This is a genomic window from Pseudoduganella buxea (genome assembly GCF_009720835.1).
In the GTDB taxonomy this organism is placed as follows: domain Bacteria; phylum Pseudomonadota; class Gammaproteobacteria; order Burkholderiales; family Burkholderiaceae_D; genus Rugamonas; species Rugamonas buxea.
Genome location: NZ_WNKZ01000084.1, coordinates 1 through 26,689 on the forward strand (window position 1 = coordinate 1; position 26,689 = coordinate 26,689).

23 protein-coding genes are annotated in these 26,689 nt (G+C 66.8%); 13 read left to right on the forward strand and 10 right to left on the reverse strand.

Annotated features, from left to right (window positions below):
- Positions 1-155 precede the first annotated feature (155 nt).
- The 5 genes from GM672_RS22115 to GM672_RS22130 form a co-directional block, all read right to left on the reverse strand.
- Complete coding sequence (locus GM672_RS22115; RefSeq protein WP_155472696.1) at positions 156-2,288, reverse strand: bifunctional 2',3'-cyclic-nucleotide 2'-phosphodiesterase/3'-nucleotidase; 2,133 nt, start codon at positions 2,286-2,288, stop codon at positions 156-158.
- A 282-nt stretch (positions 2,289-2,570) separates the two neighbouring features.
- Complete coding sequence (locus tag GM672_RS22120; RefSeq protein WP_170300192.1) at positions 2,571-4,997, reverse strand: TonB-dependent receptor plug domain-containing protein; 2,427 nt, start codon at positions 4,995-4,997, stop codon at positions 2,571-2,573.
- 195 nt (positions 4,998-5,192) lie between these two features.
- Entirely contained in the window at positions 5,193-5,774 is a 582-nt protein-coding gene (locus GM672_RS22125; RefSeq protein ID WP_308807457.1) for a PhzF family phenazine biosynthesis protein, read from the reverse strand.
- 18 nt (positions 5,775-5,792) lie between these two features.
- The gene (locus tag GM672_RS29325) at positions 5,793-5,975 is read right to left on the reverse strand and encodes a hypothetical protein (RefSeq protein WP_229417872.1); all 183 of its coding nucleotides are present in this window, start codon (positions 5,973-5,975) and stop codon (positions 5,793-5,795) included.
- A gap of 62 nt (positions 5,976-6,037) precedes the next feature.
- Positions 6,038-6,940, reverse strand: coding sequence for an alpha/beta fold hydrolase (locus GM672_RS22130; RefSeq protein WP_229427659.1), 903 nt, complete (start codon positions 6,938-6,940; stop codon positions 6,038-6,040).
- A 152-nt stretch (positions 6,941-7,092) separates the two neighbouring features.
- On the opposite strand from GM672_RS22130, the gene GM672_RS22135 reads away from it, so the two are divergent.
- From GM672_RS22135 to GM672_RS22145, 3 genes are all read left to right on the forward strand, one after another.
- On the forward strand, positions 7,093-10,245 hold the full coding sequence (locus tag GM672_RS22135; RefSeq protein ID WP_155472697.1) for an error-prone DNA polymerase: 3,153 nt from the start codon (positions 7,093-7,095) through the stop codon (positions 10,243-10,245).
- A 61-nt stretch (positions 10,246-10,306) separates the two neighbouring features.
- Positions 10,307-10,771, forward strand: coding sequence for a GNAT family N-acetyltransferase (locus GM672_RS22140; protein WP_155472698.1), 465 nt, complete (start codon positions 10,307-10,309; stop codon positions 10,769-10,771).
- A 96-nt stretch (positions 10,772-10,867) separates the two neighbouring features.
- Positions 10,868-12,034 (forward strand): hypothetical protein, encoded by a 1,167-nt coding sequence (locus tag GM672_RS22145; RefSeq protein WP_155472699.1) that lies wholly within the window; start codon positions 10,868-10,870, stop codon positions 12,032-12,034.
- 39 nt (positions 12,035-12,073) lie between these two features.
- Here GM672_RS22145 and GM672_RS22150 read toward each other — a convergent pair whose 3' ends face one another.
- Positions 12,074-12,610, reverse strand: coding sequence for a hypothetical protein (locus tag GM672_RS22150; protein WP_155472700.1), 537 nt, complete (start codon positions 12,608-12,610; stop codon positions 12,074-12,076).
- Between the two features lie 32 nt (positions 12,611-12,642).
- On the opposite strand from GM672_RS22150, the gene GM672_RS22155 reads away from it, so the two are divergent.
- Positions 12,643-13,119, forward strand: a complete 477-nt coding sequence (locus tag GM672_RS22155) for a GNAT family N-acetyltransferase (protein ID WP_229417873.1) — start codon at positions 12,643-12,645, stop codon at positions 13,117-13,119.
- Between the two features lie 170 nt (positions 13,120-13,289).
- On the opposite strand, the gene GM672_RS22160 is transcribed toward GM672_RS22155, so the two are convergent.
- A complete protein-coding gene (locus GM672_RS22160; RefSeq protein ID WP_155472702.1) occupies positions 13,290-13,709 on the reverse strand; it encodes a PRC-barrel domain-containing protein in 420 nt (139 codons plus the stop codon).
- Positions 13,710-13,889: 180 nt separating this feature from the next.
- Between GM672_RS22160 and pyrG the strand changes: the two genes are divergently transcribed.
- The 4 genes from pyrG to ftsB all read left to right on the forward strand — a co-directional run bounded on the left by pyrG (position 13,890) and on the right by ftsB (position 18,375).
- Positions 13,890-15,593: a CTP synthase gene (pyrG, locus tag GM672_RS22165; protein ID WP_155472703.1), complete on the forward strand. Its 1,704-nt coding sequence runs from the start codon at positions 13,890-13,892 to the stop codon at positions 15,591-15,593.
- Entirely contained in the window at positions 15,590-16,444 is an 855-nt protein-coding gene (kdsA, locus tag GM672_RS22170; protein WP_155472704.1) for a 3-deoxy-8-phosphooctulonate synthase, read from the forward strand. Before pyrG ends, kdsA begins: the two co-directional genes overlap by 4 nt.
- A gap of 229 nt (positions 16,445-16,673) precedes the next feature.
- On the forward strand, positions 16,674-17,957 hold the full coding sequence (gene eno / locus GM672_RS22175) for a phosphopyruvate hydratase (RefSeq protein WP_155472705.1): 1,284 nt from the start codon (positions 16,674-16,676) through the stop codon (positions 17,955-17,957).
- A gap of 58 nt (positions 17,958-18,015) precedes the next feature.
- Positions 18,016-18,375, forward strand: coding sequence for a cell division protein FtsB (ftsB, locus tag GM672_RS22180; protein ID WP_155472706.1), 360 nt, complete (start codon positions 18,016-18,018; stop codon positions 18,373-18,375).
- A gap of 16 nt (positions 18,376-18,391) precedes the next feature.
- Here ftsB and map read toward each other — a convergent pair whose 3' ends face one another.
- Positions 18,392-19,174, reverse strand: a complete 783-nt coding sequence (map, locus tag GM672_RS22185) for a type I methionyl aminopeptidase (RefSeq protein ID WP_155472707.1) — start codon at positions 19,172-19,174, stop codon at positions 18,392-18,394.
- A 268-nt stretch (positions 19,175-19,442) separates the two neighbouring features.
- On the opposite strand from map, the gene GM672_RS22190 reads away from it, so the two are divergent.
- The 5 genes from GM672_RS22190 (at position 19,443) to GM672_RS22210 (ending at position 25,292) form a co-directional block, all read left to right on the forward strand.
- Positions 19,443-20,645, forward strand: a complete 1,203-nt coding sequence (locus GM672_RS22190) for an ammonium transporter (RefSeq protein WP_155472708.1) — start codon at positions 19,443-19,445, stop codon at positions 20,643-20,645.
- 116 nt (positions 20,646-20,761) lie between these two features.
- Positions 20,762-23,041 carry a TonB-dependent receptor domain-containing protein gene (locus tag GM672_RS22195; RefSeq protein ID WP_155472709.1) on the forward strand — a complete coding sequence of 760 codons (2,280 nt, stop codon included), beginning with the start codon at positions 20,762-20,764 and terminating at the stop codon, positions 23,039-23,041.
- 11 nt (positions 23,042-23,052) lie between these two features.
- Positions 23,053-24,207, forward strand: coding sequence for a hemin-degrading factor (locus GM672_RS22200; RefSeq protein WP_155472710.1), 1,155 nt, complete (start codon positions 23,053-23,055; stop codon positions 24,205-24,207).
- A gap of 87 nt (positions 24,208-24,294) precedes the next feature.
- Positions 24,295-24,819: an Xre family toxin-antitoxin system antitoxin gene (locus tag GM672_RS28985; RefSeq protein WP_155472711.1), complete on the forward strand. Its 525-nt coding sequence runs from the start codon at positions 24,295-24,297 to the stop codon at positions 24,817-24,819.
- The gene (locus GM672_RS22210) at positions 24,816-25,292 is read left to right on the forward strand and encodes an RES family NAD+ phosphorylase (RefSeq protein WP_155472712.1); all 477 of its coding nucleotides are present in this window, start codon (positions 24,816-24,818) and stop codon (positions 25,290-25,292) included. Before GM672_RS28985 ends, GM672_RS22210 begins: the two co-directional genes overlap by 4 nt.
- Positions 25,293-25,296: 4 nt before the next feature.
- Here the strand turns inward: GM672_RS22210 and GM672_RS22215 are convergent, their stop codons facing one another.
- Together GM672_RS22215 and GM672_RS22220 are read right to left on the reverse strand one after the other, a co-directional pair.
- A complete protein-coding gene (locus GM672_RS22215) occupies positions 25,297-26,361 on the reverse strand; it encodes an SDR family oxidoreductase (RefSeq protein ID WP_155472713.1) in 1,065 nt (354 codons plus the stop codon).
- Between the two features lie 89 nt (positions 26,362-26,450).
- Positions 26,451-26,689, reverse strand: a 239-nt coding sequence (locus GM672_RS22220; RefSeq protein ID WP_260115698.1) for a glycerophosphodiester phosphodiesterase family protein, incomplete at its 5' end; no start/stop codon positions are given.

Below are 26,689 nucleotides of genomic sequence, written 5' to 3' on the forward strand. Positions count from 1 at the left end.
CCGCTCGGCCAGGTCCTGCAGGCGCTGTTCGGCGGCCGGGTCGGCCCGCTGCGCCGCCGTCATCGCCAGTGACTCGATCTGCGCCGGGGTGGGCAGCTCCTCGCGCTCGCACCCGGCCACGGCCAGCGCGGCCGCCAGCAGCAGGCCGCCCCGCATCATTTCGACAAGTCGATGCTGTACTTGCCGAAGCCGCTGGCGTCCAGGCCGCCCTCGGCCGCCACGACGGCGATGCCGTTGGCGCGGGCCAGCGCCAGGTGGCCCGGCGCGGAACGCAGGATCACGGGGCCGGCCGTCTTGACCTTGGCGAACGACCAGCTGCGCGCATTGCCGTTGCCGGCCAGGGTCACCTTGCCGCTGACCTTGCCGAGCGCCTGCAGGTAGTTGCTGACGACGGCCTGGTTGGCGTCCGGCGACTTGATGATGGTCTTGCTGCCGTCGATGCCGGGCACGTTGCCGCCGCCGCCCGCGCGGTAGTCATTGGTGGCGACGATGAAGTCGTCGCCGTCGGCCACGGCCTTGCCCTGGTAGACCAGGTTGACGATGCGGCTGCCGGCCGGCTTCGTTACGTCGATCTGGTAGGTCAGCGCGTTGTTCTCGGCATAGAACACGTCGTAGTTGTAGATGGTGCCGTAGCTGGGTACCAGATCCTGCTCGGTGGCCTTGGCCGGATCGATCTGGCCGAACTGCTTGGCGGACGCCTCCAGCCAGGCCTTCAGGTCCGAACCCTTGATCTTCACGGCCTGCAGGTTGTTATTGCTGTACAGGTAAAGGTCGCCCGGATTGCGGACCTGCAGGCCCACCGGCGCCGCCGCGGTGGCGCCCGGCGCCACGTCGGTGAAGTCGGACGGCCCGTTGCGGCCGGCCTTGAACGGCGCGCTGCACGAGATCACGGGAATGTTCCTGTAGCTGGAGAGCACCGGGTCGGTCGAGCTGGCGATGAAGTTCTTCACGTAGTCGATCTGGGCCTGGTTGACCAGCTGGATGGCCGTCACGTCGCCCACCAGTGCGAAGTACGAGGACATCTCGAAGTCCGTCGTCACGCCCAGCGGCTGCTTGGCATAGGCGATGGTGGCGGCATGTTCGGTGGCGATCAGCGCGGCGATGGCCGAATCGGCCTTGACCACCGTGCTGCCGTCCGCGTACTTGAAGCCGCGCGATTCGACCGTCGTCTTCGAGGGCTGCGTCACCCACTTGCCGCCCTGGTACACCATCGTCATCCTGATCAGCCCCAAGCGCCGCCCCCAGCTTTGCGCCATCACGGTCGGCACGCCGTTGACGAAGCCGTTGATGGCATCGACATTGGCGCTGGCCGGCAGGGCGGCCAGCGACGGGTCGAGCGCCGCGGCGCCAGGCTCTTTTCCTCTCGGGAAGATCAGGTGCGAGTGGCCGATCATCAGCGCGTCGATGCCGGTGCCGGCCAGGTGGTAGCTCTGGTTCTCCATCTTCGGGCTGTAGGCGCTCGTGTCCAGGCCACCGTGCGACAGTGCGACGATGACGTTGGCGCCCTTGGCGCGCAGCTCGGCGACATACTGCTGCGCCGCTTCCTTCGAACCGCTGACGGCCACCTTGCCGGCCAGGTTCTTCTGGTCCCATTCCAGGATCTGCGGCGGCACGAAGCTCATGATGCCGATATTGAGCATCACGTTCAGGGTGCTGCCGTCCGGCGCCTTGGCCGCGAAGGCGCGAGGCAGCACGGCGTAGGGCTGGAAGATCGGCTTGCCGCTGGCGACCCCGGTGACATTGCTCAGCACCAGCGGGAAGGCGGGCGCGCCGCAGGTGCCGGCCGGCTTGGTCACACCGGGGATATTGAAGTCGGTATTGGTGACCTGCGACAGGAAGGGCAGGCCATAGTTGAATTCATGGTTGCCCATGCCGCCACCGTCGTACTTCAGCGCGTTCATGGCCTTGTGCACGGCCAGGGTGCCCGAGCAGGGCACGGGGCTGGTGACGGCCTGCAGGTCGCCCAGCAGCGTGCCCTGGATCACGTCGCCGTCGTCCAGCAGCACATTGTTCGGGTTTTCCGCCCGCGCGGCCTGGATCAGGGTGGCGGTGCGCTCCATGCCCAGGCTCGTATCCTCGGCCAGCGAATAGTAGTTGTAGCTGAGGACATTCGAATGCAGGTCGGTGGTTTCCATCAGCGCGAACGTGACGGTGGTGCCTTCCGGGATGCCGCCGGTGGGCTGCGGCGCCGGCGCCGCGGTCGCGTCGTTGTCGCTGCTGCCGCAACCGGCCAGTCCCACCAGCCCCACCGCCATCAGCGCGGCCACCATCACCTGATTCGTCTTCATGCTGCTCCTGTCGAGGAAAAATTAAAACGGGAATGTAACCGCTCCACGTGACGCGGCCATGACAGCAACGTCGGAAACATAAAAAGGCCGAGGCCGTGTCCACCTCGGGGTCAGACCCCGACAAAGACACGAACTCGGCCGTTACGTTGCTGATGTGCCCGCGTCCTGTCGGGGTCCGGAAGGAGGCAATGGCTTGCATGCCGTCGCCCGCCACGTTGGCGAGGAGCGGTGCTCCTCGCAACCCCTTCTTCGCCCGCCATGTCGGGCACGAGCTGATCGATGTTAGAACTTGACGTGCAAGCGCGCGAAGTAGGAAGCGCCGTTCAGGCCGAACTGCACGCTGTCGTACTTGAAGCCGTTGTCCGTTTCATCCGCGTTCTGCGTGGTCGGCTTGACGTTGAAGATATTGTTGCCGCCCACGGTGATCTTGGCGTTCTGGTTGATCGTGTAGGTCAGCGACAGGTCGGCCGACGTCTTCGCTTCGTACTTCATGTTCGGCACGCCCGCCGCCGTGCCGCTGAAGGTGCCCAGCGTTTGCGGGCCGAAGTGGATGATGCGCAAATCCGTCTCGATCGGGCCCGTGATGTAGTCGAAGCCCAAGGTGGCCTTGCGGCGCGGGCCGCCCTGTTCGATGAACAGGCGCTCCCGTTCGGACAGCAGCACATCCTCGTAGCCGGCCAGCGAGGCGGGGGCGTGGATGCCGTCCACTTCCGTCTTGCTGAAGTTCGCCGCCAGGAAGGTGGTCAGGCGGTTGCCGAACACGGTGCTCTTGTGCGACGCCGTCAGGTCCAGGCCCTGCGTCTTGGTGTCCACCGAGTTGACGAAGAACTGGGCCTGGCCCACGCCCAGGGTCGCCAGGCGCGCCGCCAGTTCCGGGTAGTTGTCGGCATCGAAGCGGCCGGACAGCACGATGCGATCCTTGATCTTGATGTGGTACAGGTCGGCCGTGACGGAGATGGCCGGCGTCGGCGTCCACGTCGTGCCCAGGGTGAAGCTGGTCGACTTTTCTTCCTTCAGCTTCGGAATGCCGGCCAGGTTGGCGACGGCGCCGTTGTTCGGCGCCAGCACCACGTCGGTCGGCACGCCGCCGATGAAGTCCGTGAAGGTCGACGAGAAGTAGGCCTGCTGCAGCGACGGCGCGCGGAAGCCCGTGCTGGCCGAGCCGCGCAGCAGCACGCTTGGCGCCACGCGGTAGCTGCCGGCCAGCTTGCCGGTGACGGTGGAGCCGAAGTCGCTGTATTTTTCCCAGCGCACGGCGCCTTGCAGCTTGGTCTTCTCGTTCAGGTCCGCTTCCAGGTCCAGGTAGGCGGCCGTGCTGTGGCGGCGCGCGTTGGTGACGTCGCCCGGCTGGAAGCCGGGGAAGCCCTGGCTGCCCGCGTTGCCGCCCACGCCGACGCCGTCGGCATCGACATAGGAACCGGGTTCGCCGGCGAAGATCTTGTATTTCTCGACGCGGTACTCGGCGCCGAAGGCGACGTTCAGGCCGTCGCCGGCGATGCCGCTGAAGTAGCGGTTGAAGTCCAGGTTCGTCGTGTACTGGGCGAACGAAAAGCCGCCCGCGTCGAAGTTGCTGGCGCTGACGCCCTTGCCGCCGCTTTCCAGGTCGGCGTTGGCGATCGATGCATTGAGCGTGTTGGCGATGTCGTACTTCAGGCGGTTGTAGCCGTAGGTCTGCGACAGGTCGGCATTCCATTCGCCCAGCTTGGCGCGGTGGCCGACGATGACGTAACGGTCATCGAGTTCGCCGTTGATGAAGGGGACGAAGCCGTCCGGGTACATGCCGGCCGAATTGCGCGACGGGATATCGTCGCTGCCGATGCCGCCGCGCCCGAAGGCTGCCGACGAGGCGTCGCGCTTCTGCACGCCGCCGGTGAAGTAGAAGCGTCCCGTATTGCCGGCCACGCCGGTGGGAATGTCGCCGTTCACATACAGCGTCTTGTTCTTCGATTCGGAGTCGCCGATGATGCGCGGGTTGTCCGGCTCGGAGCGGTCGGAGCGGCCCCGGTCCAGGTATTCGCCCGTGATGCCGACCACGCCGCCACCGAGGGCGATGCCGCAGTAGGCCGACGCCAGGTAGTTCTTGCCGTCGCCGGCCGAGTACTGGCCGTAGCCCGCCACCGCTTCGCAGCCCAGGCTTTTCTTCAGGCCGATGTCCATCACGCCGGCAATCGCGTCCGAGCCGTATTGGGCGGCGGCGCCGTCGCGCAGCACCTGCACGTCCTTGATGGCCAGCAGGGGAATGGCGTTCATGTCCGTGCCCGTGTTGCCGCGGTTGCGCGCGCCGAACAGGTTCACCAGCGACGAGGTGTGGCGGCGCTTGCCGTTCACCAGCACCAGGGTCTGGTCGGAGCCCAGCCCCCGCAGCGCGGCCGAGTCGACCAGGTCGGCGCCGTCCGCGCCGGTCTGGCGGGTCGAGTTGAACGAAGGCGAGATATTCGTCAGCGTCTGCGACAGGTCGAACTGGCCGCCCCGTTCGGCCGATGCGGCCAGCGGGATCACGTCCACCGGCGAGACCGTATCGGTGGTGGAGCTGGTGGCGCGGCGCGAGCCGACCACGGTGATGACCTGCAGCGATTCGCTCGATGCCTGCGCCTGCGGCGCGCTCGTTTGCGCGGCGACGTTGGGGGCGACGGTGAAGATGGCGCTGCCGTAAAGGCTCAACAGGACTGCCTTGCGCAGTGGTTTCAGTGCTGGGGATGTCGAAAACACGGGGTTGCTCTCCGAAGGCAAAAAACGATTCTAATCGGCTCCCCCCGCGCGGCACCACGACCAAATTCGAAGTTGTGACAATTTTGCACAAGTACTTTGTTTACAACCGTGCCCGGGTCGAACTACTATATGCTGCCCAATTTGCGCTCCCCACTTGCGCGCGCTTCGGCCGCATCGTCCCTTTCGTATCGTCCCTCAATCCCGTTGCAGATAGTGCGCCGCGCCGCCAAGCAGTATGCAGCCGTCTTCGAACGCCGTGCGCAGCAAGCATGGCCGGCCGACGTTGGCGCCCTGGTACAGCGTCACCGCCTGCCCCAGCAGCACCGTCAGCGCGCCTGCCGCCACGCCCGTGGCACTGTCTTCCAGCGCGGGATCGAGGTGATTGAAGTTGCGCCCTTCAAGGCTGCCGTCCGCCCGGCGGCACCACGCGTAGCAGCCGCTGACGCCAGCTTCCTTGCCCCATGCGTGGATCGCCGCCAGGTCCGGCCGCAGCGCCTGCAGTGCCGACGCGTCCCGCACTTCCAGCAGCAGTTTCGGGCTGCCGACGGAAGCGATGGCCGGCGCCGACACGAGAACGATGCCGGGCACCAGCCGCGTGGCCAGTTCCGTCGTCAATGCCGGCGCCGGCACCGGCTGTGGTGCAAGTTCGATGAAGACGTCGCCGCCGCGCCGGCTCAAGACCAGGCGCTGCCCCCGCAGTGCCGTGCGCACCGTCAAGGGGCCGGGTGCCATGTCGAGCAGCACGCGCGCGGCCGCCAGGGTGGCATGCAGGCACAGGGGACTGCGCGCATGGGGTTAGTAGAAGTCCAGGGTCAAGTCATCGTCGCCGCCCGTGTCGACGAACGCGCAGGCAGCGCGCCCGCTGGCATTGGCGAAGTGCTGGCGTTCGGCGTCGTCGCGGCTGTCGTCCAGCAGGACCAGTGCCGGGTTGCCCTCGCCGGGTCGGGTGCCGAAGCAGGTCAGTTCGAATTGGCGCATCGTTGCAGCTTGCCCCCCGCAGTTTGCTTTACAGTTCAGCCTTGCAGCTTACCCCATCGTGATCAATTTTTCGACGGCAGCATCGCGATGACGCCCTTGATCGCGTCGACCACTTCGGTGGGGCTTTCCTGTTGCATCTGGTGGGCCGAATCGAGGAAAAGCCTGGTCGCCTTCGGATACAGGCCCCTGACCAGCGTGGTCGTCTCCTTCGAATGGTTCATCACGCCGAAGTCGACCGGTATGGCGAACGCACCCGTGGGCCGGTTGATCAGCTGGACGATGGGCTTGTCGTCGATGGGGCCGAGCGCCAGCACCTGCTCGCCGGTCTGGTGGATCAGGTCAATCTCGTCGTTGACGGTGGCCGAGAAGAACAGGCGCTTGGCGCCCCGTGTCAGCAGGGGGAAATCCTCCGGCTTCTTGATCACGCCCGGATACAGCGAATCCACCAGCACCAGGCCGCCCACTTCATCGGGATAGCGCCGCGCGAACAGCTGCATGTACAGGCCGCCCAGCGAATGGCCGACCAGGATATACGGCGGCGCCAGGCCCTTTTGCTTCAGCATCCGCCGCAGCTCCTCGACCACCGTGGCGCCGTCGCGGGGCGTCGCCGCTTCCTGGCTGTTGCCATAGCCGGGCCGGTTGTAGGCGAAGATCGAGGCGCTGGACCGCAAGGGGTCGATCACCTTGCTCCATGAATCGACTGTCGCGCGCGAGCCGTTCTCGAACACGACGCAGGCCCTGGCATCGGGATTCATGATGGTCACCGACTCGATGCGCTGCCCGGCGATGACTTCGGCGACGATTTCGTTGGCCGCGCCGGCGGCGACGGCATGGCCAGGGGCCAGCAGGCAGGCGACGGCCAGGGAAAATGAAGGGACGAGGGCAAGCGCACGTGGGCGCGGGAGCCGGGGCAGGGCAGGCGTCATGGTCGACAAGCGGTGGTGGGAAAGTGCCGATCGTGGCACGACGGCTTCGTCCCTTCGCGCCGAATGCGCTGGACTGCATCCGGCGCGGACAGGCTGCGCGGAAAGCGGATTGGATGAGGTGCGCCTGCCGTGCGGCCAGCCTGCGCCGGGGTGGTATGATACTGTACGTTTATACAGTATCAAGAGCCGCGATGTCTGCCCTGCCACCCTATGCGGAACTGTTCTGCATGTCGAATTTCTCCTTCCTGCACGGTGCCTCGCATGCCGAGGAGCTGGTGGCGCGTGCCATCGCCCTCGATTACGCGGCGCTGGCGATCACGGACGAATGCTCGCTGGCCGGCGTCGTGCGCGCCCACGGCGAAGCCAAGGCGGCCGGCTGGCAGCAGCACCTGTTGATCGGCAGCTGGTTCAAGCTCACCAATCCGGATGGCAGCCATGCGCTGTCGCTGCTGGCCATTGCGCGCAACCGCAACGGCTACGGCAACCTGTCCGAGATGATCACCCTGGGCCGCACGCGGGCGCAGAAGGGCAGCTACCTGCTGCACCCGGACGACTTCGCGGCGCCGCCGCCGGAGCGCGCCCACCTGCAGGGCATGCCGGACTGTTCGCTGATCCTGCTGCCCGCGTATCCCGCCTGGGACAGCGCGGACGTCGACCGGCTGCACCGCCAGGCCGCGTGGATGGGCGCCACCTTCCCCGGGCGCGCGTGGGTGGGCCTGGTGCTGCTGCAGCGTGCCTTCGACGAAGGACACCGCCTCAGCATCGACGAGGTGGCCCTGCAGCACGGCCTGCCCGTCGTGGCGGCGGGGCACGTGTGCATGCACGTGCGATCGCGCAAGCCGCTGCACGACACCCTGACGGCAGTGCGGCTGGGGAAAGCCGTATTCGAATGCGGCTACGACCTGGCGCAGAACGCCGAACAGCACCTGCGCTCGCGCCTGCGCCTGGCCAACGTGTATCCGCCCCAGGCCCTGGCCGAAACCCTGCGCATCGCGCGCCAGTGCCGCTTCTCGCTCGACGAGCTGCGCTACGAATACCCGAACGAGCTGATACCTGCCGGGCACACGCCGTCGTCCTACCTGCGTCAGGAAACCTATATCGGCGCCCACGTGCGCTTCCCGCACGGCATACCGGGCAAGGTGCAGGACCAGATCGAGAAAGAGCTGGCGCTGGTGGCGGAGCTGAAGTACGAGTTCTTCTTCCTCACCGTGTACGACATCGTGCGCTTCGCGCGGAGCCAGGAAATCCTGTGCCAGGGGCGCGGCTCGGCCGCCAATTCGGCCGTGTGCTACTGCCTGGGCATCACCGAGGTCAATCCGGCCGAAAGCAATCTGCTGATGGGCCGATTCATCTCGCGCGAGCGCGACGAGCCGCCCGATATCGACGTCGACTTCGAGCACCAGCGCAGGGAAGAAGTGATCCAGTACATCTACGCCAAATATGGCCGGCACCGCGCCGCGCTGGCGGCCACCGTGATCTGCTACCGGCCCAAGAGCGCGCTGCGCGACTCCGGCAAGGCGCTCGGCGTCGACCTGGCCATCGTCGAGAAGGTGGCCAAGTCGCACCACTGGTTCGACAGCAAGCACGAATTGCTGAACCGCTTCGCCGAATGCGGGCTCGATCCGGCCTCGCCGCTGGCGCACCAGTGGGCCAGCCTGGCGCAGCGCATGCTGGGCTTTCCCCGCCACCTGTCGCAGCACGTGGGCGGCTTCGTCATCGCCCAGGACAAGCTGTCGCGCCTCGTGCCCATCGAAAATGCGTCGATGAAGGACCGCAGCGTGATCCAGTGGGACAAGGACGACCTGGAGGAGCTGGGCCTGTTGAAGGTGGACGTGCTGGCGCTGGGCATGCTGTCGGCGCTGCGCCGGGCCCTGAACCTGATCAGCGTGCGGCGTGGCGAGGAGTTCCGCATGCAGGACATTCCGCGCGACGACAAGCCCACCTACGACATGATGTGCGAGGCCGATACCATCGGCGTGTTCCAGATCGAATCGCGGGCCCAGATGACGATGCTGCCGCGCCTGCGGCCGCGCCGCTTCTACGACCTCGTCATCGAGGTTGCGCTGGTGCGGCCCGGACCGATCCAGGGAGGTATGGTGCATCCCTACCTGCAGCGCCGGCTCGACCCCAGCCTGATCGATTATCCGGAAGGCCTGGACGAGGCGCTGAAGCGCACCCTGGGCGTGCCCATCTTCCAGGAGCAGGTGATGCAGGTGGCGATGATCGCGGCCGGCTTCTCCGAAGGCGAGGCGGACCAGCTGCGCCGCGCGATGGCGGCCTGGAAGCGCAAGGGCGGCATGGACAAGTACCGGGGCCGCATCATCTCGGGCATGACGGAGCGGGGCTACGACATCGAGTTCGCCGAACGCATCTGCGAACAGATCCAGGGCTTCGGCGAATACGGCTTTCCCGAGTCGCACGCGGCCAGCTTCGCGCTGCTGACGTATGTCAGCTCGTGGATCAAGTGCCACGAGCCGGCCGCGTTTTTATGCGCGCTGCTCAACAGCCAGCCGATGGGCTTCTACGGCCCGTCGCAGCTGGTGCAGGACGCCAAGCGCCACGGCATCGAGGTACGGCCCGTCGATATCGCCGTCTCCGGCTGGGATTCGACCCTGGAGGAAAAGGACGGCATCGTCCAGCCGGCCGTGCGCCTGGGCATGTCGCTGCTGCGCGGCATGCGCGCCGAGTCGGCCGAACGCATCGAGCAGGCCCGGGCCCTGCGCGCCTTTGCCGACGTGGCCGACCTGGCCCGCCGCGCCCAGCTGGACCGGCACGACCTGCAGGTGCTGGCCAGCGCCAATGCGCTGCACGCGCTGGCCGGCAACCGTCGCCAGGCCCTGTGGCAGGCCGTGGGCGCGGTGCCGGACAAGGACCTGCTGCGTCCCACCACGCCGGACGAGGAAGCGCCGCTGCTGCGCCCGCCCAGCGAAGGCGACGACATCATCGGCGACTATCGCGCCCAGGGCCTGACCCTGGGCCGCCATCCGCTGGCCCTGCTGCGGCCCGCGCTGCTGGCCAAACGCTTCCTGCCGGCCGATGTGCTCAACACCTTTGCGGACGGCCAGCTGGCGCGGGGCGCCGGCATCGTCACGGTGCGCCAGCGGCCCGGCACGGCCAAGGGTGTGCTGTTCATTACCATCGAGGACGAGACGGGCAACGTCAACGTCATCGTCTGGCCCGACCTGGTCGACCAGTACCGGCGCGAAGTGCTGGGCGCCTCGCTGCTGGGCGTGTACGGCGTGTGGCAGCAGGAAGGCATCGTGCGCCACCTGGTGGCCAAGCGGCTGGTCGATCTGTCGCCGATGCTGGGCAAGCTGCCCACGTCGAGCAGGGACTTCTGTTGACACGCCTGCAAGCGTCGCGCACACGCGCTATGCTTGAGGCTTCCATTCGAGAGGAGAAACCTTGATAGAAATCCGTCACGCCGGCCTGCCGCGCGATATCGCCATCGTGCGCGAACTGTTCCGCGAATACGCGGCCACCCTCGGCATCGACCTCGATTTCCAGAACTTCGAAGGCGAACTGGCCGACCTGCCCGGCAAGTACACGGCACCGGGCGGCTGCATCCTGCTGGCCTGGCAGGACGGCGCCCCCGTCGGCTGCGTCGCGCTGCGGCCCGTCGATGCACGGCGCGGCGAAATGAAGCGGCTGTACGTGCGCCCCGCTGCACGCGGCCTGCGCGTGGGCCACGCCCTGGCCACGCGCGTGTGCGACGAAGCCCGCGCCGCCGGCTACCAGGCCATCTGCCTCGACACGCTCGAGACGATGACGCCGGCCCTGAACCTGTACGGCGCGCTGGGCTTCGCGCCCATCGCGCCGTATGTGTTCAATCCGCTGCAGGGCGCCGTATTCCTGGGGCGGGAGCTGTAGGCGTTGCGGGCGTCGCACCGCGGCCTTAAGCATGCGCAAGGAGCCAGGGCGCCGTTTGGCTAACCTTGGCGGACCTTCACTACCACCGGGGATGTCATGCGTACTGCCGCTGCGTTGCTTTGTTCCGCCCTTTGTGCCCTGCTGCCGGCTGTCCCGACGCAGGCCAGCCAGCCCGACTTCACCAATACTGCCGCTTTCGACAACTCCTGCACCGGCTTGAAACGCAGCCTGCGCATGACGGTGCAGGAGCAGCAGGCTTTCGTCATCTGCAAGGATGTCGCGCTGATCCAGCATATCTGGACCTTTGTCGAGCGGGGCGGAAAGCGCTTGCAAGGCAGTCGGGTGCCGCCCGGCGAGGTAGCGCTGGCAGTGCGGGCCGAGCTGACGCATGCACGCGAACAGATAAGGCAGGGCCGCCAGATGCTCGAACGCATCCGCATCAAGTCGGCCTCGGACGGCCTCTTGATCATGCCGGCCACCTGGGTGCGCGACCTCAATGGCGACGGCACCATCCAGACGGCGGAGCGCTACTTCTTCGCCATTCCGGCTCGCAAGGACTCGCCACTGCGGGTGGGCACCCCTTCGGAGGAGGACGATTACTATGCGGCCGAATACAATCTCGATGCGGCGATCCGCCTCGACCAGGCCGATATCGACTGGGCCTTGAGCTACCATTACTTTACCGAGGCACTGCTTGAAATGGCGCTGTCGTACCAGTATCGCGCCGAGGAGCGTGTGTCCAGGCGCTCGTTGTTTCTCGCCCATCCTGAAGGCATGCGGCGCGCCCACCAGCTGCTGGTGTCGGGCATGCAGACTTCCGAGAAGATGCGCCGTGCCGTGCTGGCCGAAACGGACGACGATCTGGAATGGATCGCCAACTCGCGCCAGGCCAACACCGTCTTCCCCGTGCCGATGGATGACGGCGATTTTCGCGTCTGGGGAGAGCTGATGGCCCACCTGATTCCGCTGGCCCAGGGCAGGACCCTGCTGCCGAAGACGGACAAGATGGCCGGCGATCTCGATGCGCTGGCCCGGCTGTGCCCCGCCGGCCAGGGCTTTTCGATCCCGGCCTTCTTCCAGCAGCCGCCGCGCTACCCGCTGGAACTGATGCGCGACAGGCAGGCCGGCAGCTACTGCCGGAAAATCGATGCGGCGCATCCCGTCACAGGCCTGTATGCCTTCATTCAAACCTATGCCGACAAGCCGGACCAGACCGACAGCGCGGCAATGCGCTATCTGCGTCGCCTGCTGTGGGTGAACTGAAGCAGGGGACCACGCTGGGACAGATGGGCAAAGGGCGCGTTACCGTGGCAGCACTTGCCTGAGCAGCACAGCGCCATCCGGCGCCAGGGTCACGCCGCTGCCGCCCACCAGCACCGTGTCGTGGCAGTCGGCATCCGTGCACTGGCTGGTGCAGCCGGTGCAGGCTTCGGCCTCGCCACCCCGGAAGGCCTTGCAGGCGTCATAGGTGGCCGGGATGACGATGGCGAAGCGTCCGGCGGCGAAGTAGCCGCAGCGGCCGTCGGCGGCCTGGAAGCGCCCGATGCCCCCTTCGGCGTCCGGATAGTCGAAGTCGCCCGTGTGGCGGATGTCCGGCACCACGACCCGCCCCTTGCGGTCCACCGCCAGCAGCTCGCGCGGCTGGGCCACCAGGATCGTCGCCATGCCGTGGGCGTTCCAGGCCAGCCGGTCCAGGTAGCCGGGCTTGACGCGGCGTTGTTCGCCCTGGCCGGTAAAGCAGGCGGCGCTCCAGTCCTCGCCGCCGGCGGGGCAGGGCGCGGCCGCGCGGGTCGCTGGCGGCAGGGCGGCCAGCGCGGCGAGCAGCAAGAATGCCTTCATCGATGTCCTCCAAATCATGGCAGAATGGCCAAATGGATAACATTACCATTCGCCCGGCCACGGTGGCCGACGCGCCCGCGCTGGGCGCCATGGTGCTGGACCTGCTGCCCTACCTGACGGTGCATCCGCAAGGGCTGGGGGCGGAAGAATTCATCACGCACGTCGATGCGGCGGCCCAGCTGCGTTACCTGCGCCAGGCGAACTTCCGCTACCGGCTGGCCACGCGCAACGGCGTGCTGGCGGGCTTCGTCGCGCTGCGCGACAACAGCCACCTGTTCCACCTGTTCGTCGCGCGCCAGTGGCACGGGCAGGGGCTGGGGCGGCGCCTGTGGGAGCAGGCCAGGGATGAAGCACTGGCGGCCGGCAATCCGGGGGAGTTCACCGTCAACGCTTCCGACCATGCGCTGGCAATGTACACGCGCTTCGGCTTCGCCCCGACGGGGCCGCGCGAGACGCAGCGGGGCATCGCCTGGACACCGATGCGGTGCCAGGTCCCGCAAGCGGAGTAAACGAAAAACGCGCCCTCCGGGCAGAGGGCGCGCAGCGGCCGGGTTATGGCCGATTGGGGGACAGTACTGCTTGCCCGCCGGCGGCCCGCGCAGGACACAACCGGCATTCATGGCGGCGCCGCCCATGCAGGACCGCGCCGCCGACGTGGCGGCCAAGGGGCCGCCCACCGTCAGCGCAGGCTCTGGTTTTGAGGCGAAGCGCTGGTTCCGTAATAGCTGTGGACTTCGTTGACCCAGGCGGTGTTGGCCATGTCGGGCCAGTGGTCCTTGTCGAAGCCGGGGGCGGCTTCGATGCGTTCCTTGTCGATGTTCATGCGCAGCTGGTGGTTGGCCGGGTCCAGCACCAGCGCTTCCCACGGCACGGCGAACAGTTTCTCGCCGATCGTCAGCACGCCGCCCGAAGCCATCACGACATAGGCGATCTGGCCGCGCTGCATGTCGATCATGATTTCCTTGACGGTGCCCAGGTGTTCATTGCGCATATTGTGGATATGGTCGCCGATCAGGGTGTCGGCGCCCATCAGGCGCGGGCCCGGGCCCTGGTGGCCTGCGTCGACGTAGTTTCCGGTTGCATCGGTATCGTAGCTCATGGTGGCCTCCTGTTGAAATAAAGGCCATTTTCCGCCCGGACAGCAGCGCGGGTCTGTTCGCTCGCGCACAATGGCGCGGGTTGCCTTAAGGGAATCCATCAGGTCGAATGCTGAAGAAGGCGGCGGATTAGGCTATAATTTCAATTTCCCGCAGCGTGCCGACCGGCACCCTATCTCGCAATGACCAAATTTGTCTTCGTCACTGGTGGCGTTGTGTCGTCCCTTGGTAAAGGGATTGCCGCCGCCTCCCTCGCCGCGATCCTCGAATCGCGCGGCCTCAAAGTCACCATGCTCAAGCTGGACCCGTACATCAACGTCGATCCGGGCACGATGAGCCCCATGCAGCACGGCGAAGTCTTCGTTACCGACGATGGCGCCGAGACCGACCTCGACCTCGGCCACTACGAGCGCTTCATCTCGACGCGCATGCGCAAGGTGAACAACTTCACCACCGGCCAGATCTACGAATCGGTGATCCGCAAGGAGCGCCGCGGCGAATACCTGGGCAAGACGGTCCAGGTGATCCCGCACATCACCAATGAAATCCAGGACTACATCCGCCGTGGCGCGGAAGGCTATGATGTGGCCCTGTGCGAAATCGGCGGCACCGTGGGCGATATCGAGTCGCTGCCGTTCCTGGAAGCGGCGCGCCAGCTGAGCCTGCGCGCCGGCCGCAAGAACTCGGCCTTCGTGCACCTGACCCTGGTGCCGTTCATCGCCTCGGCCGGCGAACTGAAGACCAAGCCGACGCAGCACTCGGTGCAGAAGCTGCGCGAGATCGGCATCTCGCCGAACGCGCTGCTGTGCCGCGCCGACCGCGCCATTCCGGAAGACGAGCGGGCCAAGATCTCGCTGTTCTCGAATATCGAGGAACGCGCCGTGATCTCCGTGTGGGACGTCGACACCATCTACAAGGTGCCGCAGATGCTGCACGACCAGGGCCTGGACGCGATCATCTGCGAGGCGCTGGACATCGATCCGGCACCGGCCGACCTGTCCGTCTGGTCGAAGCTGATCTACACCTTGGAACACCCGAAGTCGGAAGTGTCGATCGGCATGGTGGGCAAGTATGTCGACCTGACCGAATCGTACAAGTCGCTGACGGAAGCGCTGCGCCACGCCGGCATCCACACGGAAAGCCGCGTCAATATCGAATACATCGACTCGGAAGAAATCGAGGCGAAGGGCACGGCCGACCTGGCCAAGTACGACGCCATCCTGGTGCCGGGCGGCTTCGGCAAGCGCGGCGTGGAAGGCAAGATCAAGGCCGCCCAGTTCGCCCGCGAGAACAAGGTGCCTTACCTGGGCATCTGCCTGGGCATGCAGGTGGCGCTGATCGAATATGCGCGCCACAAGGCGGGCCTGGCCAGCGCCAACTCCACCGAGTTCGAGCCGCAGACGGACCAGCCGGTCGTGGCCCTGATCGACGAATGGCAGAACCAGGACGGCAAGGTCGAGAAGCGTGACATCAACTCCGACCTGGGCGGCACCATGCGCTTGGGCGCGCAGGCCTGCGCCGTCAAGCCGGGCACCCTGGCGCACGAGATCTACGGCGGCGTCGTGACGGAGCGTCACCGCCACCGCTACGAGGCGAACAACCATTACCTGTCGCGCGTGGAAGAAGCGGGCCTGGTGGTGGCGGCGCGCACGCCGACGGAAGACCTGTGCGAAATCATGGAACTGCCGCGCGAAGGCAGCAACGCGCACCCGTGGTACATGGGTGTGCAGTACCACCCCGAGTTCAAGTCGACGCCGCGCGACGGCCACCCGCTGTTCACGTCGTTCATCAAGGCGGCGCTGGCGCACAAGGCCGCGGCCGGTGCGGCCGCCAACAACGGCGCGGCGGCTGTCCAGTCGCTCGCCATCGAAGGAGATGCAGCATGAAACTGTGTGGATTCGATGTCGGCCTGGATCAGCCGTTCTTCCTGATCGCCGGCACCTGCGTGATCGAGTCGCGCCAGATGGCGTTCGACGTCGCCGGCGCGCTGAAGGAAATGACGACCGAACTGGGCATCCCGTTCATCTACAAATCGTCCTTCGACAAGGCCAACCGCTCGTCGGGCACGTCCTACCGCGGTCCCGGCATGGACAAGGGCCTGGAAATCCTGGGCGACGTAAAGCGCGAGCTGGGCGTGCCCGTGCTGACGGACGTGCACTCGATCGAGGAGATCGAAGCCGTGTCGGCCGTCGTCGACGTGATCCAGACGCCGGCATTCCTGTGCCGCCAGACCGACTTCATCACGGCCTGCGCCCAATCGGGCCTGCCGGTGAACATCAAGAAGGGCCAGTTCCTCGCGCCGCATGACATGAAGAACGTCATCGACAAGGCCCGCGCCGCCGCCAAGGCCAAGGGCCTGAACGAAGACAACTTCATGGCCTGCGAACGGGGCGCCTCGTTCGGCTACAACAACCTGGTGTCGGACATGCGCTCGCTGGCCATCATGCGCGAAACGAATGCCCCCGTGGTGTTCGACGCCACCCACTCGGTGCAGCTGCCGGGCGGGAACGGCACTTCGTCGGGCGGCATGCGCGAGATGGTGCCCGTGCTGTCGCGCGCGGCAGTTGCCGTCGGCGTGGCCGGCCTGTTCATGGAAACCCACCCGACGCCGGCAACGGCGCTGTCGGACGGCCCGAACGCCGTGCCGCTGGGCCGCATGAAGGACCTGCTGTCGACCCTGATCCAGCTGGACCGCATCACCAAACAGGCCGGCTTCCTCGAGAACAGCTTCGAGTAAGCCCGCCCGCTGCAAAACGAGAGGCCCGCGCCGCCATTGGCTGCCGGGCCTTTTTTTCATGTTGTCGTATGGGCAGTCGATACGGATGTAGTAAGCCTTCGCGCTTCCCTACAAAGCCATCCTCTGTTACCCTTGCTGCAATTTTGCGCGGCGGCCAAGGAAAGGGCGTGCAACGGCGTCTGCCGGCCTTCCGCGCACCAGGCGGTTCCCCCAACTTTGGAGACATCAAATGAGTGCAATCGTAGACATCATCGGCCGTGAGATCATCGACTCGCGCGGCAATCCCACCGTCGAATGCGACGTGCTGCTGGAATCGGGCGTGATGGGCCGCGCGGCCGTGCCGTCGGGCGCGTCGACCGGTTCGCGTGAAGCCATCGAGCTGCGCGACGGCGACCCGAAACGCTATTTCGGCAAGGGCGTGCTGCAGGCCTGCGAGAACATCAACACGGAAATCTCGGAAGCCATCATGGGCCTGGACGCCAATGAACAGGCCTTCCTGGACCGCACCCTGATCGACCTGGACGGCACCGAGAACAAGTCGCGCCTGGGCGCCAACGCCATGCTGGCCGTGTCGATGGCCGTGGCCAAGGCCGCCGCCGAGGAAGCCGGCCTGCCCCTGTACCGCTACTTCGGCGGTTCGGGCTCGATGCAGCTGCCCGTGCCGATGATGAACGTCATCAACGGCGGCGCCCACGCCGACAACAACCTGGACATCCAGGAATTCATGATCATCCCCGTCGGCGCACCGACCTTCAAGGAAGCGATCCGCTACGGCGCCGAAGTGTTCCACACGCTGAAGAAGATCCTGCACAAGAAGGGCCTGAGCACGGCCGTCGGCGACGAAGGCGGCTTCGCCCCATCGCTGGCCAACCATGAAGAAGCCATCAAGCTGATCATCCAGGCCATCGAGGAAGCGGGCTACGAGCCGGGTACGCAGATCGCGCTGGGCCTGGACTGCGCCGCCTCCGAGTTCTACAAGGACGGCAAGTACGCGCTGGACGGCGAAGGTCTGACCCTGACGGCGACTGAGTTCACCAACCTGCTGTCGACCTGGTGCGACAAGTACCCGATCATCTCGATCGAGGACGCCATGCACGAAGGCGACTGGGAAGGCTGGGCCATCCTGACCGAAGCGCTGGGCAAGAAAGTCCAGCTGGTGGGCGACGACCTGTTCGTCACCAACACGAAGATCCTGAAGGAAGGCATCCAGAAGGGCATCGCCAACTCGATCCTGATCAAGATCAACCAGATCGGCACCCTGACGGAAACCTTCGCCGCCATCGAAATGGCCAAGCGCGCCGGCTACACGGCCGTCATCTCGCACCGCTCGGGCGAAACGGAAGACTCGACGATCGCCGACATCGCCGTGGGCCTGAACGCGCTGCAGATCAAGACGGGTTCGATGTCCCGTTCGGACCGCATGGCGAAATACAACCAGTTGCTGCGCATCGAAGAAGACCTGGGCGATATTGCCAGCTACCCGGGCCGCGAAGCGTTCTATAATCTGAAGTAACAGCAACTTTTATTTCTACTCTCCGGCCGGTACACACTACCGGCCGGTTTTCCATTTTATGCGTCTGATTTCCCTCGCCCTGGCCGTCCTGCTGCTGTTGATTCAATATCCATTGTGGCTGGGCAAGGGCGGATGGCTGCGCGTGGCGGACCTGGAACAGCAGGTCGATGCGGCCCACGACAAGAACGACGCCTTGAAACGCCGTAACGCCAAGCTCGATTCCGAAGTGCGCGACCTGAAGGACGGCACCGGTGCCGTCGAGGAACGGGCCCGCTACGAGCTGTCGATGATCAAGCAGAACGAGATTTACGTGCAGATACTGCGCAAGGGCCAGGACATGCCCGGCGACGGCGCCACGCCGGCGCTGCCGCCTCCGCCCGAGAAGGACAAGCCGGGCGAGGCGGCCAAGCGGCGCTGAGTTGCCGCGCTGCCGTTCAGGCGGCGGCCCGGGCCACCATGCCCGCTTCTTCCGGCCGCAAAGTCAGCACCGCCACGCCGTCCTTCGTCACGGCCACCGTATGTTCCCATTGCGCCGACAGCGAGCCGTCGCGCGTGACGACCGTCCAGCCGTCCGCTTCGGTGCGCACGCTGCGTCCGCCCCCATTGAGCATGGGCTCGATCGTGAACACCATCCCCTCCTGCAGCACCAGTCCCGTGCCCCGTTCGCCGAAATGCCGCACCTGGGGGGCCTCGTGCATCTGCCGGCCGATACCGTGGCCGCAATACTCGCGCACCACGGAGCAGCCGTTACGCTTGGCGTGGCGCTCGATGGCCCAGCCGATATCGCCCAGGCGGGCGCCGGGCCGCACGGCGCGGATGCCTTTCCACATCGCTTCATACGTCACCTGCACCAGCCTGCGCGCTGACGGGGCAACGTCACCCACCAGGTACATCTTGCTGGAGTCGGCGACGTAGCCGTTCTTCTCCAGCGTGATGTCGAAGTTGACGATGTCGCCATCGCGCAGCACCACGTTGGCCCCGGGCACACCGTGGCACACGACGTCGTTGACGGACGCGTTGAGCACGAAGCCATAGCCATACTGGCCCTTGCTGGCCGGGCGCGCCTGCAGCCGGTCGACGATGAAGCGTTCCACCATGGTGTCGACCTGCAGCGTCGACATGCCGACCAGCGGCGTCCGATCGAGCATGCCGAACACGCTGGCCAGCAGCCGGCCCGCCTCGGCCATCAGGGCCAGTTCCTGCGTGGTCTTGATCATGATCTCTCCTTTATATATGATTCGTATACGTATTGTATACGTCGCATATATAAATGCGCAATGGTTGGGTCTTGCCAACCTGCGCTGTCGTGGTGCCGACCGCATCATGTCGAGCGCCATCGTTGCGCAGCGATGCACCAGTCCGGTGCTGGGTAGGGAATAAACTTCGGCATGACCGGCCGGCGCCCTGCATTCGTGCACCGCTCCCCAAAAAGGCACGCTTCTTGCTCTCTCCGGGAGCTTCATGCACAGAGAGGGAGCAGGTTTCATGGCAGTCAGTAATACCAGCGCGGATGCGCTGTTCGTCCTGCTGGGCGGCGTCATGGTGCTGGCGATGCACGCCGGTTTCGCATTCCTGGAGCTGGGCACGGTACGCAAGAAGAACCAGGTCAACGCCCTCGTCAAGATCCTCGTCGATTTCGCCGTGTCGACGATTGCCTATTTTTTTGTCGGCTACGGCATTGCCTACGGCGTCCATTTCTTCGGCCCCACCACGACGATGGTGGCCGACAACGGCTACGGCCTCGTCAAGTTCTTCTTCCTGCTGACCTTTGCCGCCGCCATTCCCGCGATTATTTCCGGCGGCATCGCCGAGCGGGCCAGGTTCTATCCGCAGATGGCGGCCACGGCCTTGCTGGTGGGCCTCATCTATCCCTTCTTCGAAGGCATCGTGTGGAACAACCGCTTCGGTGTCCAGGCCGCGCTGGAGGGGGCGTTCGGGGCACCCTTCCACGACTTCGCCGGCTCCGTCGTCGTGCACGCCGTGGGCGGCTGGGCCGCGCTGCCGGCCGTGCTGCTGCTGGGGTCGCGCCGGGGGCGCTACGGCAAGGACGGCCTCATCGCCGCCCACCCGCCGTCGAACATTCCCTTCCTGGCGCTGGGCGCGTGGATACTGGCTGTCGGCTGGTTCGGCTTCAACGTGATGAGCGCCCAGACCCTGGACAAGATCAATGGCCTCGTTGCCGTGAACTCGCTGATGGCGCTGACGGGCGGCACGCTGGTGGCGCTGGTGTTGGGCCGCAACGACCCGGGCTTTGCCTATAACGGCCCGCTGGCGGGCCTGGTGGCCGTGTGCGCCGGCTCGGACCTGATGCATCCGCTCGGTGCGCTGGTGACGGGCGGCGTGGCCGGCGCCATCTTCGTCGTCACCTTCACCCTGGCGCAGAACCGCTGGAAAATCGATGACGTGCTGGGCGTGTGGCCCCTGCACGGCCTGTGCGGCGCCTGGGGCGGCATTGCCGCCGGCATTTTCGGCAGCGGCGCGCTGGGCGGGCTGGGGGGCGTGTCGATCCTGTCGCAACTGGCCGGTACCTTGCTGGGCATCCTCGTCGCGGCCATCGGCGGCACGGTCGTCTACGGCGTGCTGAAGAAGACGGTGGGGCTGCGGCTGGACCCGGAACGGGAATACGACGGCGCCGACCTGTCGATCCACAAGATCAGCGCCACGCCGGAGCGGGAAACCAGTTCCTAGAAATTAATTGAAAATGAGAATCATTCGTATTAAAATGACGGCCTGACGCCAGCATCCTTGCCAACACCGTTCCGGTCCAAGAGCCAGCCTTTTCCCGACCTCTTACCTGGAACGATATGGCTGCATCCTCCTTGCGCCGGCGCCGCTGGCCCGTGCTCCTGACCACCTGTGCGCTGGGTCCGCTGGCCCAGGCCGCCACCCCATCCGCGCCCGCCGGCGCTGCCATCGATGCCGTCGACGCCGCCGACACCGTCGTCATCACGGGCAAGCGCGCCGACGATCCGGGCACCATGACGGTGCTGGGCGCGGCCGAACTGGCCCGGCGCGGCGCCAACGACATGCAGAACATGGCGCGGTATTCGCCCCTGGTCGCCGTGCCGGGCGCCGTCAGCGGCAGCGGCAACGTGTGGGACGGCGCCGGCAACACGGGCTTCAATATCCGCGGCATCGAAGGCAACCGCGTCAGCCTGGACCTGGACGGCATCGCCTTGCCGGACGCGGCGCCGAAGCCCGATGCGATGACGGTGAACGGCTTCGGCATCGGCCGCGACTACTTCGATCCCGAAACCTTCCGCAGCGTCGAGATCAGCTCCGGTACCAGCGCGGCCGGTGCCGGTACGCCGGGCCTGGGCGGCAGCGTTGCCTTCGTCACGAAAGCGCCGCAGGATTACGTCAGCGCCGAACGCCCGCTCTACGCCGACTACAAATTCGGCTTCGACGGCGCTAGCGACATGCGCATGCATGCCGCAACGGGCGCCCTGCACAGCGGCGCGCTGCAGGCACTGGCGGTGCTGGTGCACCGCGACGGCAGTGCGCTGGAATCCGCCGGCAGCGTCGCCGTCAACCCCGACGACTGGTCCTCCGACGCGCTGCTGGCCAAGCTCTCCTGGTCGCCGTGGCAGGGCCACAAGTTCACGGCCGCCATCGACGCCTTCCGCGCCCGCCACGCGCGGACCTTCGACAACAAGCCGGGTGCCTCCTACCCGGATGGCGCGGCGCAGGACTCGCACACGCGGCGCACCCGCGCCAGCATCGAGCACGCATATGCCGGCAACGGCGCCTGGTTCGATACGCTGGATAGTCGGCTCTACGTGCAGGACGCGAAGGTGGAGGACAACACGGCCGCCCGCTACATCACGGGCAACCAGCCTTACGAGCGCCGTATCGCTACGGGCTACTTCAACAGGAGCTTCGGCGCCGCCAGCACGGCCACCAGGGCCTTCGGCAAGCATGAGGTGACGTACGGCGCCAGCGCCGAGAAGGTGGAGACGCGCCGGCCGTGGGTCGAAGACCGCACCGTGCTGGCCACGGGAGCGCACCAGTTCACGAACAAAAACCGCATGGCCGATACGGACACCGTGAAGCTGGCCGCCTTCGCGCGCGGCGACATCGCCGTGGGCCCCTTCACCGTCACGCCGGGCCTGCGCTGGGACTGGCGCGAACTGAAACCCGAAGGGCAGGGCTATGCCATTGCCGTGCCCGGTGCCGCCGGCGAACTACGCGAGAAAACGGACAGCACCTTCACGCCCAGCCTGGCCCTGTCGTATGCGCTGCGTCCCGACTTGACGGCCTACCTGCAGTACAGCCGGGGCACGCGCCTGCCGACGGCGGCCGAGCGCACCGGCACCTACGATTCGTTCAGCTACACGGGTACCGGCAACGGCTACGCGGTGCTGGGCAATGCGGGCCTGAAGAAGGAGACCAGCAATGCCTTCGAGCTGGGCGTCAAGGGCCAGCCTGCACGGGGCGTGCGGCTGCAGGCTTCGCTGTTCCACACCCGCTATGAGAATCTGATCGAATACGCCGCCCAGGCGCCGGACCCCGTCAACTACCCCACCATCACGTATGGCCTGTACCGGCCGGAGAACGTGGGCACGGCCCGCACCTGGGGCGGCGAAGTATCGGCGCGCTTCTACATGGGCCAGTGGCAGGCAGCGCTGAACGGCACCAGCCTGGCGCTGGCGGCGGGCGTGCAGCACAGCCGCGCGCGCAACGAGCAGACGGGCGTGGAAAGCGAGCTGGCTTCGACCTTGCCGCGCAAGGCCAGCGCCACCCTGGCGTGGGACGATCCGGCCAGGCGCGGCGGCGCCTCGCTGTCGGTGGTGTACGTGGGGGCGAAACAGGCCGAACCCGACGTCATCACCAGCACCAGCGCCACCACGGGGGCACGCTTCGCCGTGCCGTCGTCCACCGTGTTCGACCTGGCCGGCTACTGGAACGTGGGCCGCCATGCCGAGCTGACGGCGGGCATCTACAACCTCGCCGACAGAAAATACTGGGACTACGCCTCGGCGCGCAGCCTGGCCGCCGGCACCACCGCCGCGACACGGGCCGACATCGAACGCCTGGCCCGCCCCGGCCGTTATGCGGCCGTCACCCTGAAACTCGTGTACTGAAAGGACACCTCATGAAAGCTCATCGACGTCACTTGCTGGCCATGGGCGGCGCCCTGATCCTGTGCGGTACTTCCGGCAGCGTGCTGGCCGCTACGCTGGCCGAACGCTGGGCCGCGCTGCGCGCCGAGCAGCCGAAGCTGGCCATCCGCGACGCGGCCCGCGCACTGCAGGTCTCCGAGGTGCAACTGCTGGCCACCGGCATCGGCAGCACTGTCACGCGGCTGCGCGATGCCGACCATGCGCCGCGCGAGATCATGCGCCGCGCGCTCGAGCTGGGTCGCGTGATGGCCCTGACGCGCAACGAGAACGCCGTCATCGAAACCACCGGCATCGCCAGCCGCATCCAGCAGGCCAAGCAGGGTGATGAGGGCGCCAGGGATGCGGAACGGGAAGCGCGCGAGCTCAATATCGCCGGCGGCTACCTGGGCGGCCCGATCGACCTGCGCTTCCAGTTCCCCAAGTGGCGGCATGCCTTCGCCGTGGTGCAGCCGGGCCGCGACGGCGCCGTCTCGCGCAGCCTGCAGTTCTTCGACGCCAGCGGCGCGGCCGTGCACAAGGTCTACCTGAAGAACGATGCGGCCGTCCCCGTGTTCGACAAGCTCGCCGCCGACTTCCGCCACCCCCGCCAGGACGGCGAGCTGGCCATCGTCGCGGCCGCGCCGAAGGCGGCGCCCAAGCCGGACAGCGCCATCGACGTCAAGGAATACCAGCAGGCGTGGAAGGAGATGTCCGACGTGCACCAGTTCAACCGCATCGTCGCCGAATTCGGCATGACGCGCGAACAGGCGCTGCGCCTGGCCCCGCCTGGTGCCGTGCGCAAGGTGGCGGCGCAGTCGGTGCGCCAGCTGCTGGAGCAGGCGGCGAAGCAGCAGGTCGCCATCATGGCCTTCGTCGGCAACGGCGCCGTCACGCAGATCTACAGCGGCAAGGTGGGCAAGGTGGAAGCAGGCGGGGGTTGGTTCAATGTCCTGGACCCGGACTTCAACCTGCACCTGCGCGACAGCGCCTTGCGCTCGGCCTATGTGCTGCAGCGGGCCGGCGTCACGTCCGTCGAGTTCTTCGATGACCAGGGCGAGCTGGCCGTGTCGTTCTTCGGCGTGCGCGAGCGGGGCAAGCCGCAGCCGGCCGCGTGGACAGCCTTGGCGGCAGGACTGCCGGCTGATTGACCTGGATCAAAGTCAGGCATTTTACATAGGCGGGCATTTGCAACTGCCGCTCATTTGGCGTAGTTTGACAGCTCAAAGGAGGCAAGCATGGCTGCAGATGAATCCAATCTCGAGCGCCGCCGGACGCCGCGCAAGGCGGCAGAACAGCCGGGCCAGCCCGTCGATACCGTGGCGGAAGGCGTCGGCCAGGCCTTCACGGACCTGTATCAGGCCGGAGCGCAGCACCGCATCGCGTTGATCCGCCAGGGCGTGGCGGCCTATGAGGTGGGGGAGCTGTCGGCCTTGCTGGACGTGCCGAAGGAAAGCCTGATGGCCTCGCTGGGCATCGCCCGCGCCACGCTCAGCCGCAAGGTGCGGGAAAACCGCGCCTTGTCGCCGGATGAGTCGGAGCGTGTGCTGGGCCTGCAGGCCCTGATCGGGCAGGTCCAGGCGATGGTGGGCGAGTCCGGCGAAGGGGGCGGCTTCGATGCGGCGGCCTGGCTGTCGGGCTGGCTCAACACGCCGCTGCCAGCGCTGGGCGGGGCCCGGCCAGCAAGCTACCTGGACACGGTCGAGGGGCAGAAATTCATCGCCCACTACCTGGCCATGGCGCAAAGCGGAGCCTATGCATGACGGTGCTGCTGTGGCGCATCGCCGCAGTCACGCCCCATTACACGGCCGACGATTTGTCGGGCAAGGGTGCTGAAACCACGGGCGGGCGCTGGAACCGCCGCGGTACGCCTGTCGTCTACGCGTCCATCAATATCGCGCTGGCGTCGCTGGAAACCCTGGCTCACCTGGGTGTGCAGGGCCTGCCGCTGAACCGCTACCTGGTGCGCATCGACGTGCCGGCCGATATCTACGCGGCGCGCGCGGTACTCGATCCGCTGCCGCCCGGCTGGGATGCGCAGCCCTACGGCAGGCCCGGCGTGGCGGCGGGCGAGGCCTGGCTGCGGGGCGCGACGTCGGCGCTGCTGCAGGTGCCGTCCGTACTGGTACCGGAAGAAGCCAACCTGCTGATCAATCCGAGGCATCCCGATGCCGCCGGCATCCGCGCCGGCATCGTCAGGCGATGGCTGTACGACCCGCGGCTGCGGCAGTCCTGAGGGATTACGCTGGAATCAGCTTCTCGCGCTTGAGCCGCTCGAACAGATCGAAGAACGCATCCGGCGTCGACTGGTAGTCGAGGAAGCCGGCCTTGCGGCTTTTCGTCATGTCCGTGATCACTTCCATCGGCCGGCCCAGGTCCGCATCCGTGTGCCACCACGAGGCCAGCTTGCCCACGTCCGCCTGCACCAGGCCATGTTTCTGCGCGATTTCGCTCCACAAGCGCGGCGCGTCGGCCATGCGGCTTTCGAGCGGGCTGGTTTGCGCCGGCAATGGCGCGGCCTCGATGCCGAAGTAGTCGGCCAGCCTGGGCCACATCCACTGCCAGCGGAACACGTCGCCATTGACGACATTGAAGTCCTCGTCGTGGCCGGCGTCGTGCGTGGCGGCCCATTGCAGGTGGCGCGCCAGCAGGCGGGCGTCCGTCATGTCGGTCAGGCCCGACCACTGCGCGGCGCTGCCGGGAAACACGAACGGCGCGCCCGTGTGCTTGCACAGCGAGGCGTACACGGCCAGGGTCTGGCCCATGTTCATCGCATTGCCGACGGCGTAACCGATGATCGTGTGGGGACGGTGCACGCTCCAGCCGAAGCCGTGCCGCGCGGCCGCCTCGAACAGCCGGTCCTCCTGGGCATAGTAGAAATTGGCCACGTCCTGCCGGCCTTGTTCCTCGCGGAAGGGCGTGACGGGCACGGCGCCCTGGCCGTAGGCTTCGAACGGCCCCAGGTAATGCTTCAGTCCCGTCACCAGCGCCGCGTGGCGCACGCTGCCGCCCGGGCCGACGGCGGCCAGCACGTTCTCCACCATGCCGCCGTTGACCCTGATGTTTTCTTCCTCGCTGGCCTGGCGCGACCATGCCGTGATGAAGACGTGGCTGGGTTCCACCCCGGCCAGCGCGGCGGCCAGGCCGGGCGAGGTCAGGTCGGCGCTGATCTGCGTCACGCCCGCCACGGTCGGGGTGCGCCCGCGCGAGACGCCGGCGACTTGCCAGCCTTCGGCCAGCAGCCGTTCTGCCAGCGCGCTGCCGACCACGCCGCTGCTGCCGATGATGAGTGCCTTGTTGTTCATATTGTCCTCCGGGTGACGAAGGCATCACTGTAACGCGCATCGGCACGGGCGGCCCGCACGGTGCGCGCGCGCCGCCCGTCCTCGACCGTTCAGGCGTCCACGGCTTGCCGGCCCAGCGCCGGATCGTCGGTGAAGAAGCCGTCCAGTCCCAGCGCCAGGTAGCGCTTGATTTCCGCCACCGAGCCGGCCTCGTTGCGCGCGTGCTCGCCGGCGCCGTCGCGGAAGTCCGCGGCCAGGAAGCGGTTCTCGGGCCGGAAGGTCCACGTCTCCAGGCGCAGGCCGGCGGCGCGCACGTCCTGCGCCAGCGCCGTCGGCGCGTCGAGCCGGC

Coding starts and splice junctions, on each gene's coding strand:
- GM672_RS22195 (WP_155472709.1), top strand. CDS start 20,762: ATGGCTGCATCCTCCTTGCGCCGGCGCCGCTGGCCCGTGCTCCTGACC.
- GM672_RS29325 (WP_229417872.1), bottom strand. CDS start 5,975: ATGCGCCAATTCGAACTGACCTGCTTCGGCACCCGACCCGGCGAGGGC.
- GM672_RS28985 (WP_155472711.1), top strand. CDS start 24,295: ATGGCTGCAGATGAATCCAATCTCGAGCGCCGCCGGACGCCGCGCAAG.
- map (WP_155472707.1), bottom strand. CDS start 19,174: ATGATCAAGACCACGCAGGAACTGGCCCTGATGGCCGAGGCGGGCCGG.
- GM672_RS22160 (WP_155472702.1), bottom strand. CDS start 13,709: ATGAGCTACGATACCGATGCAACCGGAAACTACGTCGACGCAGGCCAC.
- GM672_RS22200 (WP_155472710.1), top strand. CDS start 23,053: ATGAAAGCTCATCGACGTCACTTGCTGGCCATGGGCGGCGCCCTGATC.
- eno (WP_155472705.1), top strand. CDS start 16,674: ATGAGTGCAATCGTAGACATCATCGGCCGTGAGATCATCGACTCGCGC.
- ftsB (WP_155472706.1), top strand. CDS start 18,016: ATGCGTCTGATTTCCCTCGCCCTGGCCGTCCTGCTGCTGTTGATTCAA.
- GM672_RS22210 (WP_155472712.1), top strand. CDS start 24,816: ATGACGGTGCTGCTGTGGCGCATCGCCGCAGTCACGCCCCATTACACG.
- GM672_RS22150 (WP_155472700.1), bottom strand. CDS start 12,610: ATGAAGGCATTCTTGCTGCTCGCCGCGCTGGCCGCCCTGCCGCCAGCG.
- GM672_RS22215 (WP_155472713.1), bottom strand. CDS start 26,361: ATGAACAACAAGGCACTCATCATCGGCAGCAGCGGCGTGGTCGGCAGC.
- GM672_RS22190 (WP_155472708.1), top strand. CDS start 19,443: ATGGCAGTCAGTAATACCAGCGCGGATGCGCTGTTCGTCCTGCTGGGC.
- GM672_RS22115 (WP_155472696.1), bottom strand. CDS start 2,288: ATGAAGACGAATCAGGTGATGGTGGCCGCGCTGATGGCGGTGGGGCTG.
- GM672_RS22135 (WP_155472697.1), top strand. CDS start 7,093: ATGTCTGCCCTGCCACCCTATGCGGAACTGTTCTGCATGTCGAATTTC.
- kdsA (WP_155472704.1), top strand. CDS start 15,590: ATGAAACTGTGTGGATTCGATGTCGGCCTGGATCAGCCGTTCTTCCTG.
- pyrG (WP_155472703.1), top strand. CDS start 13,890: ATGACCAAATTTGTCTTCGTCACTGGTGGCGTTGTGTCGTCCCTTGGT.
- GM672_RS22145 (WP_155472699.1), top strand. CDS start 10,868: ATGCGTACTGCCGCTGCGTTGCTTTGTTCCGCCCTTTGTGCCCTGCTG.
- GM672_RS22155 (WP_229417873.1), top strand. CDS start 12,643: ATGGATAACATTACCATTCGCCCGGCCACGGTGGCCGACGCGCCCGCG.